The organism is Flavobacterium sp. UBA7682, assembly GCF_002482945.1.
Taxonomy (GTDB): domain Bacteria; phylum Bacteroidota; class Bacteroidia; order Flavobacteriales; family Flavobacteriaceae; genus Flavobacterium.
In genome coordinates, this window is sequence record NZ_DLGY01000007.1 from 22,426 (window position 1) to 36,649 (window position 14,224).

Sequence of the window (14,224 nt, forward strand, 5' to 3'; positions counted from 1 at the left end):
GTGTTTTAAAAATTTCTCCAAAAGTATAATTTCTCTACAGATTATTAAAATCTTTAACTGATTAATTTCCGAAATTATAACGCATCGTAAATCCAGTTCTGATGTTGGTCAACGGGAATGAGGTTGAAATCACCGGTTTAGAGAATGAATGATCATAGAAGAAAATCGCCGTTAGGTTTTTACTAAACGAATAATCCGCGGTTAATTTGGCTGACCATATGTTTTGTCCACCACCTAATTGGTTGTTGTCATAATCTAAGTAACGAACAATCGTTTTGTTATTTCTATAAGAGAAATCCACTTTGACATTGATATCACTTTTAATAATACCGGTTGGATTGTCAGCCAATTGTGACGAGAAAATAACGTCTTTGAATCGGTAACCTAATCCTATGATGTATTCGTGTCCTTGTACTTCGGTCAACAAATTGTTATCAAAACTCATGGATAGACTTCGGTCTTTTTTCATTTCGGCCAAAATTTTGAAAGAGTTTTTCATTTCAAAATCAACCCTTACCAAAGGATTGAATTGTTCAACCAAGTTGATGTTGGCGACAATAGTTTTGTTATGAAAATTACCGTAATCATTGTACTGACCGCCAGGGTTTTGATCATAATCAAAATTAGAACGGAAAGAGTTAATCGTATACGAAGCTCTATAGGCATGTTGGATAGAGAATCTTTTGAATCGATCTTTGAAAAATTTATAGCGCATCAAACCACTGTATTTCATGTTCCAGTTCGGAATAGGTATACTGCGGAAAATACCCAAAGAAACCCCATCAGCTGATGTACCGGTGTAAGCCGCTAAGAAAGATGGAATCAAAACCGATTGGTTGTTTTTTCCAAATCCTATTGGATATCCTTGATTTGCGATATAGAAAGCATACTTTTCAGGCTCTAAAGTCTGATCAGGAATTGGATTGGCACTATCACCATATCGTCCCAAACCAATAGTGCCATTTTGTGCTGCTAATCTGTCTGCAATCATCAAACGATTATCTCTAAACTCATCAAACGCCGCTGAACCATTTTCATCGCTTTTACCAAATGAAGTCGCAATCATTACCGTTGAGATGGAGAAATTTCCAAAATTGTATGGTGAAAGTGAATTGTACATTCCGGTAGCTTCCGTAACATCATATTGTTCTGAATAATTATCAGCATAAGTTCTGTTGGCGGTCAAATCGATTTTAAAATCCGGGAACAAATCTATATTAGCTGTCATTTCCAAGGTTTTGGTAATGGTTCGCGTATAGTTTTGGTTGAAATCAGGATAAACGGTTAACCAACCTCTTTTCGCCGCTTCGTATCGAACGTCATCTTGCGCTCCGAAAACAAATCCGAACGAAGGTTTAGCCGAACCAAAGAAACCTAAACTTGGTAAAAATCCGGGAAGCAGTGTTCCTTCATTTTGAACATAGTTAATTTGGACATTTTTCACACTAGTCAACACCCCTTTCAAGCCGTCTAAAAAGACATTGGTATTAGCCGCAGGTTGTGGTCTGGTGTTGGTAATTTTTTCTCCCGGTTTTGGCAACGCAGCCGGTTTTGCAGGAGCAGTTGCAGGTTTTTTACCCAATCCGATATATTTATAGAACGTCTCCATATTGAATGCCGTATTCAATCGGTGCGAACCTGCATTTTGAATCGTATTTCCTAAGTCGTAATCTCTACCATCTAATGTAACTGATGACAATGCCAAAGAAGAACGCTGCCAACTGTAATCCCCGGTATAAGAATAAGTAGACTTCACAAAGGCTAAGAATGGCAATTTGTTCAGAGGCAAATCATAATTGAGTACAATTTGCTGGTTGTGTTGGTTTGGCGTTCCAATGTTCCAGAAATCTGTCCAAATCGTATAGCTGTTATCCGGAACGTTATTTTCATCCAAGTAAGAACGAACAATATTATGAGATGCCGCTGTAAAATTAATTTTTAACGATTTGGTCAAATTGTAGTTGAAACCATATTGGTAATTGAACATATAGTTTCTTCTAAATAAAGGCTCTATAGGAATTCCTTCCACATCAACTTGTCTGAACTGTTGTTTGTTGTATTGTCTGATAATATTAGAGCTAAAAGATATACTGGTCGGAAGATAATTTAAGTTGAAATCACTCAACATTTTCCAATAACTGCTTTTCTTGAAAAACTTGTTTTGCTTGAAAGGCTCGATCGTTTTTGGCTTGAACGCATAAGTATAATCAACCGAAGTAGTCACTTGTTGGTCAATGTAATTTTCGATTTCGTAATTGTGTTTTTCCACTTCATTATACGAATAAGAAAGCGTTAAATTCTCCGGATCATAAATGCGTTGTTTTTGTTCCGGTGCTCTTTCTTTTTTTACCCCAATAAAGTTGATGCTTGTTCTTTTGGTATAATCAATAGCGCGCTCTCTAATATTGTTTCTTTCCGCAGCATCAGTAGTATTACTGATCAATTGCTCTAATCTGATATCTTGATTAAACGGATCGTACTCCGGCGTGATAATTTCTTCTCCGATAGCATAATTGAATGGCAAATTAATTCCCCATTTTTTAGGCAATAATTTACCTAAGCTAAAGTTGGTTACAATATTATATTGTTGCACATCTTCTCTGCTTCTTTCGTTTGGTCCTTCTTCCAAAGCCCCAAAACCAATCGTACTCATTCTACCCGTAGCAGAAAGAGTCGCAAAGTCGGCCATGTTGGTATCAACATTTAAAACAGCTGCCATACCACCTTTATTGTTCATATCGGCAATACGCAATTCGTTGAACCAAACTTCTCCTCGAACTTCATCGGTATGATTGTTTTTAACCCCAATCATTAAAGTTCTTACCAAACCAAAGTTTGGATTTCCTTTTATCCCTAATTTTAATACATCATCATCATCCCCATTTGGTAACAGCGGATCATTATCAGGATAATAAATACCTTCAGCATCTAAAGGCAATCCTGTGTTTCCTATCGTTCGCACTTTCATCTTGGTCAATAAGTTCATCGCCAAATTGATTTCGTTTACTTCCGGCCAAATAACATCTGCTAGGGTTGCCGTTGCAGGCGTCACTTTTAATGGAATTTCCACTTGGTAAAAGTTATTGGTAAAGTCATTTCCGAAACGAATAAACGCTACCATTTGATTGTCTAAAAGTGGTGAAGCATCCGTTGGTAAAGCTTCTGCGTGTAAAAACATTCTCAGTTTGTTGAACTGACGCATATCTACATTTACGTTTTTGAATACGGCTCTTGAATCACCCACTTCCAAACCATCTCCGGATACTCTCAACGACAACGATTGCTCATTTTGACTGATGACTTGTTGTCCACCACTTGGCAATTCTTCACGAACAACGCCAGGAGGTGTTACATAAGGAATTGGCAATCTTGAAGCATTTTCCTGAATATTTACTGCTAAAACATCAAAGTTAGTATCATCAGCAGCAGGATCATCTCCAGGTTGAAAGGTTTGTTCATATCTTCTCCATTCGCCACGAACTAAGTCTAAAGCTCCGAAACGCAAGGTAACCGGTTCTGTAAATCCGGTCATGAACATTCTCATAAAACGGATGGAACGGAAATCAGAAATACTACCGACTGTAGTGGTAGGTTGGGCTACCGGAATTTTAAATTGGTACCAACGAGCAGTGGTTGTGGTTCCATTTGGCAAATCCTGCACCACTGTTTCTCTTACATCTGTAATAAAGTTTTGACCTACTTGCATGTTAGGCTGCATGTCAATTTTATACTCATAATAAGCGTTCACCGTATTCATGGTATTGTCACGGTTGATGTCTTCAACATCGGGAATGGTTGTTGAACCTCTATTGTTTTCAGACACTCCAACAGGTGAATTGCCTTCTACACCATTATATTTCTTGTAGCGTTGAAAAACCGTCGGACCGGTTGCATTTAAAAAGTATTGATAATTATCCGCCGCCGGGTCATCTAAAGTAGAATAACCGCCTATGCCCGCTAAGTTTCTCTCCGCGTCATCGTTGATTCCGTCAAAACCAACATCCTGTGCCGCCCTATTAGCACCATCCACATCAAAAGCATAAATAAGCGATTGAGATGAAGGAACTCTTCCCCAAACGGTTGTACTGGTTAGCGATTGAGAACTACTATTTGAAGGCAAACCGTTTTCATATTGTTTGCGTTCGTCTTTCAAAACATCTTCTGAGATTTCTCCTAAGTTGAAATACAATTGTCCTACGTTAGAAGGATTCGCTACAGCAGAAGGATTCGTAGGGTCAAAATAAGGATCTAATACCCAAAACTGGATATACTCCACATTACTTTGTTCGAAATTGGTAGAATTAATTGCTCTTGTAATTCCACCGAAATTATCTTCAGGAGCTGAAAAACCTGATGGATTCAGTGCTTCCGGATTATAATTATATGGCCCTCTTTCTTGCGGATAATACGTTAAATCTAAAGTGTTGATTACTGTGGTCTGGCCAATGTTAAGTTCCAAATTCGGAAACAACTCTCGGCTGAAGATTCTACGAGTACTATTTAAGGAAATTCCGTCCGGACCAATTTCTCCCGGTGTTTGCACATAAATAGTTGGGTCAATAGTGTACCAATTTAATTGAGCTCTTTTATGACCATAATCTAAACCGACTAAAGCGGAACCAAAATCAGGATAATCCACTCCTGCTTGCCATTTTGGAACACTGGATAAATTCCATGACAATGGAGAACGCATATCAATAGTGGTTTGAGAGCCTTCAAAATCATCTACATAAACGGTAGCTTCACCTTGAAACTGATCGGCTGTTGGCGTATCGGGTTGCAAAAAGGCAATTTCACCTCTAACGGATAAATTAGAAGGAACATCGGTATCAACATTGGGCAACTTATTAGCTAAACGAGTTAAAAATGGGACTTCAGTAGAATAGTTGGCGTTAAAACCAAAAATGGTATTGTTTACCGACTCTTGTCCGTAATTTGATTTTTGGGTAAAGGGTCTTTCGGTCATTTTGATGAATGTACCACCTAACATCAACTTATCAGAAAATTTGTGCTCCACATTTATCCCCATGAATCTTCTGGTTTGTTGCCCAAAAGTAGCATTGTTCTCTACGGAAACTTCAATTGGTGTACTAGAAGCTTGTAGCGAAGGATCTAAAATTTGAACTCTACCGGCTTGGTAATTCACACTATAGTCGATTCCTTCTTGCAGCAATCTTCCTCCGGCAGTAACTACAACCGAACCTCTTGGCACATTATAGGCACCGATTGGAATTCCATCGCCACCGGCGGATTTAAATCTTCCTTTTAATTGGAACTTATTCTTTTCTGCATCTTGCAAAGCACCGGCTTGTGTACTGGCATACATGCTTTTGAAAACATATTTTTGCTGGTTCCCATTATAAGTACTTTCGGTATAATAATCTTCAGCTCCCAATTTTAATTTATCAAAAATTAATTTACCAAAAGGTTCTACTGTAGTGAATATAATGCGTCCGTTTTGTTGGTCAATCGTTAGTCCCGGCAAGAAATCGAAGAAACCATCTCCTCCGGCTTGCGGGTCATTGTTGTAGTTCAATCGGTCTACATTAAATACTTTTATCAAAGGTGTTTCAGCCACTAACATATCCGGATTAGTTGTTGGTGGGAAAGGAGTTCCCGGTACCGGCGATATATAGTTTATCGGAGACGGATCGGTATATAAAATATTTAACCTGAAATCTTCTTGTTGCAATTGAAAAGCGCCAGGAATTTGGTAGATGTTTTTCATCATCAAGTTCCAAATTGGTTTATCAACATTAGTCAAATTACTTTTTAGCATTTTCAAAATCAAACTTTGGGAAGACACGGTTTGATTTGCCGGATCGGTTTGATCTACTACAGTGGCATCAACACCATCTGTTCCAAATTCCCCTACTTGATAAACTTGATCCCCAATGGTATATTGGTAAGCTACTGCTAAAACTTCATCGTTAGCCAATCGTTGTTGCAAAGATACATATCCTAATTGCGGGTGAAAAGTAAACTCATTCGGCATCAACTTTCGGGCGTTTTCCAACTTAGAATAATCTGTTCCTTCATCAACCACAACTAAGTTATTGAATCCTGCACTAGAAGTTACAATGTCACGAATGTTATTGTTTAACAAACCGGTTCCCGCACTAATTTGAGCCGGATCGTACTTGTTGTTGCTGTTATCCGATGGAATATCATCTGTCGGAATAGGCACTGTAAAGAAGTTATTGTTGATATCAGTTTGATTCAGCGCTACAATTTGGCTGTCATTAAAACCAGCCAATCTTGCTTCTCCTAAATCTTGAAGTGCGATGATATTTCTTAGGTTATTGTTGGTAGTACTAACTCGGTTTTGTCTATTGGTTACCCAAACTTCAATACGGGTAATTTGAACTCGACTGCTGATTAAAGGATAATCCACCAATGCGGCATCGTATTTATTTCTGAAATATTGCGACAAGAAAAAGTGTCTGTCCGCATCATAATCCAACCCAAAAATTTCGAAATCCTGAATGGTTCCGCCACCTTGAGCAGTAACCGATCTCGTTTGGGACTTTTGCTCAGAGAAAACTCCGGTAATCGTAGTTTTACCAAATTGCAATTGGGCTTTGACCCCAAATAAACTTTGGGCACCACGAATTAACGAGTTGGTCAGCGGCATGCTCACATTTCCGACTTCAATTTTCTGAATGATATCGTCTTCCGTCGGCGTGTATTCTAATTTGATTAAGTTTTGAAAAGCAAAAGTCGATTCGGTGTCGTAATTGGCATTTACGTTTAAACGCGTTCCCACTTTTCCCATCAAACTCATACTGATTCTTTGGTCGAAATCAAAAGTAGTTTGCGCCCTATTTCTTGGTGATAGCGCCGGATTATCTTGCTTGGTATAACGAACACCTAGGTCCATTTCGACAGAACCGGTTGGTTTTACATCGATGGTATTGCCGCCAAAAATCGTTTCAAAAAAGCCTGAATTGACATAATATCTTGGCAATAAATCTTTTTTATCCGCTTCGCTTCCCTCTTTTTTGCCGTCAATCGCATCTGATTTCTTCTTAAAATACTCACGCATAGATTCGCGAAGCACTAATTCTTGGTATTCCTTTGGCGTTAAAATAAGTGGGTAATTGATATTAAATCCGTCAAAAGTGCTCGAATAAATATAACGATTGGTGATCGGATCGTACGTATAGGAATTGACAATACTTCTCGGATTTTTAATTTCAATTCTTCCGGTGTTGTAACCTGTTGAATCTTGAGCAGGCGTTGGTACCGGCGTTACTTGAGAAAATGCATTTACTCCAATAAGCAAAATCGCTCCCAGAAGGATTTTTTTCAAGTTAAAGAATGATTTCGTTGCGTATATTGTTTCCAAGAATTATAAATTTTTTAATGCTTGTTTGATTATCGTTTCTACTGTGGCTTCAGGATTTTCTTTGATGATTTTATCCACCACTTTTTCTGCATTTTTCCTAACATAACCCAAAACCTCCAAAGCAGATAACGACTCTTCTCTGTTAATATTGTGTTGTGACACTGAAATTTCGTCTAAGTTGTAGATTTTTAACACTTTTTCTTTTAAATCCAAGATAACTCTTTGGGCTGTTTTGCTTCCAATTCCCTTGATGGATTGTATTGTTCCGACGTCACCACTTCCTATGGCCTGTATAATTTGTTTCGGGTCTAATGATGACAACATTGTTCTGGCAATACTGGCTCCAATTCCCGATACGGACAACAATAATTTAAAGAGTTCTCTTTCAGATTTTTCGACAAAACCAAACAAAGAATGAGCATCTTCTTTGATTTGCAGATGGGTAAATAATTTGATGAAATCGGTATTGGGAAGTAATGAAAAAGTATGCAAAGAAATATTAACATGATAACCCACTCCATTGCAATCGATTACGACTTCTGTTGGTGTTTTTTCTACTAATTTCCCTTGAATATGTGCAATCATTTTAATTAAAATCTATTCCAAATATAACAAAATTCTTCAACTGACATCATCTCTTGGCAATATCTGAACAATATTACAAAATCTATTTAGACGTCATCTTTTTTCTCTTCTCTTTTTCTTGCGCATCAACTACTGACACAGCCACCATATTGACCATTTCTTCTACGCTGGCGCCTAATTGGAAAATGTGTACGGCTTTTTCCATACCTAACATAATTGGTCCGATAGAATCTACTTTGTACAACTCTTTCAAAAGTTTGTAATTGATATTTGCTGCTTCCAAATTTGGGAATACCAAAGTATTGACTTTTTTACCTGCCAATTTAGAGAAAGGAAATTTATTTTTCAACATTTCAGGATTCAGCGCAAAATCGGTTTGGATTTCTCCATCCACAACTAAATCAGGATAATACTTATGCAAATAAGCTACTGCTTCTCTAACTTTGGTAGCACTTTCATAGGATGACGAACCAAAATTCGAAAACGAAACCATCGCAATTACCGGCTCCATTCCGAACATTCTAACGGTTTTTGCCGTCATCAATGCAATTTTGGCTAATTCATCTGCTGTAGGATTTGGATTGATTGCCGTGTCTGACAAAAACATCGGTCCACGATTGGTCATCATCATATTGGTTGTGGCAATCAAGGTAATTCCCGGTGCTTTCCCAATTAATTGCATCAAAGGTTTCACCGTTGACGGATAACTTCTTGAATAACCCGAAACCATCGCATCGGCATCGCCTTCATTAACCATCATAGCGGCAAAATAATTACGCTCGCGCATCCATTTTTGGGCATCCAATAATGAAATCCCACGACGTTGCCTTGACTGCCAAAAGATGTCGGCATACTTCATTCTGCGTTGGTCTTCTTCTTTGGTTTTAGGATCAAAAATAGGCACTTCGGCATCGAAACCTAATTCTTCTTTAAGTTCTAAAATCAATTCTTTGTTTCCTAATAAAATGGGATGAGCGATACCTTCTTCGTAAGCAATTTGGGCTGCTTTCAATACGTCTAAATGATCTGCTTCCGCAAAAACTACGCGTTTTGGATCGGTCTTGGCTCTATTGGTCAACAAACGAACCATTTTATTATCGGAACCTAAACGTTCTAACAATTCTTCTTCATATTTTTCCCAATCCGTAATCGGATGCAACGCCACACCTGAATTCATGGCGGCTTTGGCCACAGCCGGCGCTACTTGTGTGATTAGTCTCGGGTCAAATGGTTTTGGAATGATATACTCTTTTCCAAAATTCAAACGGGTTTCGCCATAAGCGATATTTACTTGTTCAGGCACGGGTTCTTTTGCCAAATCAGCTAAAGCATGAACCGCCGCCATTTTCATTTCTTCATTAATTTTCGTCGCTCTAACATCTAAAGCGCCACGAAAAATATAAGGAAAACCCAATACGTTATTCACCTGATTAGGATGATCGGAACGACCGGTTGCCATGATGATATCTTTTCGTGTGGCAACGGCCAAATCGTAGTCAATCTCCGGAATCGGATTGGCCATAGCGAATACAATTGGATTTTTGGCCATGCCCAAAAGCATTTCCGCTGACATGATATTTCCGGCTGATAATCCGAGGAAAACATCGGCACCAACTAAAGCTTCCGCCAAAGTCGTTCCTGCTTTTCCATGTGCGTATCTTTTTTGCAAATCGGACAAATCACTGCGCTCTGAAGAAAGCACACCGTCTTTATCGAACATGATAATATTTTCAGCTTTTACGCCTAATAAAATATACAAATTGGCACAAGCCAAAGCCGCAGAACCGGCTCCGGAAACTACGATTTTAACTTCGGTAGTTTTCTTTTTGGCAATTTCTAAAGCATTCAACAACGCGGCTGACGAGATAATTGCCGTTCCGTGTTGGTCATCATGCATTACGGGAATATTCAATTCTTCGACCAAACGTCTTTCGATTTCGAATGACTCCGGCGCTTTGATGTCTTCTAAGTTGATTCCACCGAAAGTTGGCGCAATATTTTTAACGGTTTCGATAAACGCATCGATGTCTTTAGTTCCGACTTCGATGTCGAAAACATCAATTCCGGCAAAAATCTTAAAGAGCAAAGCTTTTCCTTCCATTACAGGTTTTGAAGCTTCGGGACCGATATCTCCTAATCCTAAAACGGCAGTTCCATTGGTGATTACGGCTACTAAATTTCCTTTGGCGGTATATTTATAAACGTTGTTAACGTCTTTGGCAATTTCTAAACAAGGTTCAGCAACACCCGGAGAATAGGCGAGAGACAAGTCTCTTTGCGTCGCATATTTTTTGGTCGGCACTACTTGGATTTTCCCTGGCGTAGGTTTGGCGTGGTATAAAAGTGCTTCTCTTCGCTTACTGTATTTATTCATTTTGGTTTGTTTTATTCTGACTTACAAAGGTAGAAGACTTACTGAAATAGGGAAACATTTGAGAGTTTCTTTTGCAATGTTTTACTTCAAAAAATCAATATTTCGTTTCAATCCTTCCCATTGAGTTCGCTTTAATGGAGAATTGGTAAAAACTGCTTTAAAAGTTTCTTCTGTGATTTCTTCCCAGTCCTTTTTGGTATAAGATAGAAGTTCAGGATAAGGAGAAAACAAGGGTTCGCTATGTGGCTTGGAAAATTTATTCCATGGGCAAACGTCTTGGCAGACATCACAGCCAAACATCCAGTCGTCTAGTTTGCCTTTCATTTCCTGAGGAATATTTTCTTTGAGTTCAATGGTGAAATAAGAAATACATTTGCTTCCATCCACAACATAAGGTGCCACTATAGCTTGCGTTGGACAAGCATCAATACAAGCGGTACAAGAGCCGCAATGGTCTGTTGTAGCATGGTCATATTCTAAATCTAAATCAATGACCAATTGGGCAATAAAATAAAAAGAACCTACTTGACGTGTTAGCAAGTTACTATTTTTACCAATCCATCCTAAACCGCTTTTGGCAGCCCAGGCTTTGTCCATAATAGGGGCAATATCAACAAAAGCGCGACCGTTTACGTCTCCGATTTCTCTTTTAATTGACTTTAATAATTTTACCACTTTCTTCTTAATCACATTATGATAGTCCTTACCATAAGCATATTTTGAAATCTTATAACTGTCTTGATTTTGCTCTTCGGAAGGAAAATAATTAATTAACATTGAAATCACACTTTTAGAATCGCTGACCAACAAGATTGGGTTCAAACGTTTATCAAAATGCTCTTCCATATAAGACATTTCTCCATGACAATTTTGCTTCAGCCAATGCTCCAGTCGAGGTGCTTCTTCTTCTAAAAAACCCGCTTTGGAAATCCCACAAGACAAAAAACCGAGGCGTTTGGCTTCGGCTTTGATAAATTGGGTGTATTTTTCTTTGTTGTTGATCAAAACAATCCTCCTTGAATATTCGTATTGATTTTTCCTAAATGCTTATACGCCTTTTCCGTTACTTCTCTTCCTCTTGGCGTTCTTATGATGAATCCTTCTTGGATTAAAAATGGCTCGTATACTTCTTCGATGGTTTCTCCGCTTTCAGAAACAGCTGTCGCCAAAGTGGATAGGCCTACCGGTCCGCCTTTGAATTTATCGATAATAGTAGTTAGGATTTTATTGTCCATTTCGTCAAGCCCATGAGCATCTACGTGTAATGCTTTTAGAGAATAACGTGCAATTTCAATGTCAATTTTCCCGTTGCCTTTGATTTGTGCAAAATCTCGAACACGGCGCAATAAAGCGTTGGCAATACGAGGTGTTCCTCTACTTCTTCCGGCGATTTCAATCGCGGCTTCCATCGTAATTGGCATTTTTAGAATCGTTGAACTGCGTTGTACTATGGTAGTTAAAAGTTCGGTGTTATAATATTGTAAACGACTTTGAATTCCGAAACGAGCTCTCATTGGAGCAGTTAATAATCCTGAACGTGTGGTCGCTCCAACTAAGGTAAACGGATTCAAATTGATTTGCACTGTTCTGGCATTCGGACCGGATTCAATCATGATATCGATTTTGAAATCTTCCATGGCGGAATACAAATATTCTTCCACTATCGGACTCAAACGATGGATTTCGTCTATGAACAAAACATCTCTTTCCTCGAGATTTGTAAGTAATCCAGCTAAATCACCGGGTTTATCTAAAACAGGTCCGGAAGTAATTTTAATACCAACCCCTAATTCATTGGCCAAAATGTTAGCCAAAGTAGTTTTTCCTAAACCCGGAGGTCCGTGAAAAAGGGTATGATCGAGCGCTTCATCTCTTTGATTAGCGGCTTCTACAAATACTTTTAAGTTATCTAGCACTTGTTCTTGACCGGTAAAATCATCAAAACTCAAAGGCCTTAACTTTTTCTCTAAATCAAGCTCTTCCGGATTAAAATTATTGTTGGTTGGATCTAAATTCTCGTTCATTTCACAAATATATAACAAAGTTGGTTGCAAATAAAAATGCCTTTCGATTAGGAAAGGCATTTGTTATATTTAAAGTAAGAATTAGTGATGTAAAACTTCTTCTCCCGGTTTCATAGGTACATTTTGAGGAACAAAATCATCATCATGACCTGGCTTACTGTAATCGTAAGGCCATCTGTGAACTTCAGGAATTGCTCCAGGCCAGTTTCCGTGAATGTGTTCAACAGGCGCAGTCCATTCCAATGTATTTGATTTCCAAGGATTTTGAACTGCTCTTTTTCCGTAGAAAATGCTACTAAAGAAGTTGTACAAGAAGACCAATTGGAAAGCACCACCTACTAAAGCAAAAACTGTAATAATCACGTTTACGTTTTGTAAGTCGTCAAACAATGGGAAATTAGTGTTTGTATAATATCTTCTTGGTAAACCTGCCATTCCGATGAAGTGCATTGGGAAGAATACGCCATAAGCACAAACTGCCGTTACCCAAAAGTGAACATATCCTAAGTTTTTGTTTAACATTCTTCCGAACATTCTTGGGAACCAGTGGTAAATACCAGCGAACATCCCATACAATGCAGATATACCCATTACCAAGTGGAAGTGAGCCACTACGAAGTAAGTATCGTGAACGTTAATATCCAAAGTACTATCTCCCAAAATGATTCCTGTTAAACCTCCTGTGATAAAGGTAGAAACCAATCCGATAGAGAATAGCATTGCAGGATTTAACTGTAAGTTACCTTTCCATAAGGTTGTAATATAGTTGAATGCTTTTACTGCTGATGGAATTGCAATCAATAAGGTGGTGAATGTAAATACCGAGCCTAAAAATGGATTCATTCCCGAGATAAACATATGGTGACCCCAAACGATAGTTGATAGGAATGCAATCGCAATAATGGACATAATCATCGCTCTGTAACCAAAAATAGGCTTACGAGAGTTGGTCGCAATAATTTCAGAGGTAATACCCAAAGCCGGTAATAATACGATATATACTTCAGGGTGACCTAAGAACCAGAATAAGTGTTCGAACAATACCGGTGAACCACCTTGGTAATGTAAAACCTCTCCGGCTATATAAATATCAGACAAGAAGAATGATGTCCCGAAACTTCTGTCCATGATTAACATCAAAGCTGCAGATAATAATACTGGGAATGAAATAACCCCAATGATAGCAGTGATAAAGAAAGCCCAAATAGTAAGTGGCAATCTTGTCATTGACATCCCTTTAGTTCTTAAATTGATTACCGTAACGATATAATTCAATGAACCTAATAATGATGAAGCGATAAAAATAGCCATAGAAACCAACCATAAAGTCATCCCTGCTCCAGAACCGGACATAGATTGTGGCAAAGCACTTAAAGGTGGATAAATAGTCCATCCTGCAGAAGCCGGACCGGATTCTACAAATAATGATATCACCATTACAACACTTGATAAGAAGAATAACCAGTAGGAAATCATGTTTAAGAATCCTGAGGCCATATCTCTTGCTCCAATTTGCAATGGAATCAATAAGTTACTAAAAGTTCCACTTAGACCGGCAGTCAAAACAAAGAAAACCATTATCGTTCCGTGTATGGTAACTAAAGCTAAATAAGTTTCGTTATTCATAACGCCTCCCGGAGCCATTCTTTCCCCAAGGAAAAAACTAAAAATTTTAAAAGATTCTTCAGGCCATGCCAATTGCATTCTGAATAACATTGACATACCAACACCAATTACTCCCATAATGATACCGGTAATCAAATACTGTTTGGATATCATTTTATGATCAATACTAAAAATATATTTAGTAATGAACGTGTCTTTATGGTGGTGTTCGTGTTCGTCGTGACCGTGATCGTGATTGTGAGCTTCTGCTGACATATAGGTAAACTT

The 14,224-nt window shown here is 38.3% G+C and carries 6 protein-coding genes; all 6 read right to left on the reverse strand.

What is annotated here, in order from left to right:
• Nucleotides 1-61 precede the first annotated feature (61 nt).
• Entirely contained in the window at nt 62-7,312 is a 7,251-nt protein-coding gene (gene sprA, locus B3C16_RS01130; protein WP_414655248.1) for a cell surface protein SprA, read from the reverse strand.
• Between the two features lie 39 nt (nt 7,313-7,351).
• Nucleotides 7,352-7,933 carry a Holliday junction branch migration protein RuvA gene (gene ruvA / locus B3C16_RS01135; protein WP_121311923.1) on the reverse strand — a complete coding sequence of 194 codons (582 nt, stop codon included), beginning with the start codon at nt 7,931-7,933 and terminating at the stop codon, nt 7,352-7,354.
• 82 nt (nt 7,934-8,015) lie between these two features.
• The gene (locus tag B3C16_RS01140) at nt 8,016-10,307 is read right to left on the reverse strand and encodes an NADP-dependent malic enzyme (protein ID WP_121311924.1); all 2,292 of its coding nucleotides are present in this window, start codon (nt 10,305-10,307) and stop codon (nt 8,016-8,018) included.
• An 81-nt stretch (nt 10,308-10,388) separates the two neighbouring features.
• Nucleotides 10,389-11,312 (reverse strand): tRNA epoxyqueuosine(34) reductase QueG, encoded by a 924-nt coding sequence (gene queG, locus B3C16_RS01145; protein ID WP_291127813.1) that lies wholly within the window; start codon nt 11,310-11,312, stop codon nt 10,389-10,391.
• Nucleotides 11,309-12,331 carry a Holliday junction branch migration DNA helicase RuvB gene (gene ruvB / locus B3C16_RS01150; protein ID WP_121311926.1) on the reverse strand — a complete coding sequence of 341 codons (1,023 nt, stop codon included), beginning with the start codon at nt 12,329-12,331 and terminating at the stop codon, nt 11,309-11,311. The genes queG and ruvB overlap by 4 nt, the downstream gene beginning before the upstream one ends.
• An 81-nt stretch (nt 12,332-12,412) precedes the next feature.
• Nucleotides 12,413-14,212 (reverse strand): cytochrome c oxidase subunit I, encoded by a 1,800-nt coding sequence (locus B3C16_RS01155; RefSeq protein WP_291127814.1) that lies wholly within the window; start codon nt 14,210-14,212, stop codon nt 12,413-12,415.
• Nucleotides 14,213-14,224: the final 12 nt, after the last annotated feature.

Excerpts from the sequence above, each read along its gene's own strand:
- B3C16_RS01140 (WP_121311924.1), bottom strand. The coding sequence starts at position 10,307 with ATGAATAAATACAGTAAGCGAAGAGAAGCACTTTTATACCACGCCAAA.
- ruvA (WP_121311923.1), bottom strand. The coding sequence starts at position 7,933 with ATGATTGCACATATTCAAGGGAAATTAGTAGAAAAAACACCAACAGAA.
- B3C16_RS01155 (WP_291127814.1), bottom strand. The coding sequence starts at position 14,212 with ATGTCAGCAGAAGCTCACAATCACGATCACGGTCACGACGAACACGAA.
- ruvB (WP_121311926.1), bottom strand. The coding sequence starts at position 12,331 with ATGAACGAGAATTTAGATCCAACCAACAATAATTTTAATCCGGAAGAG.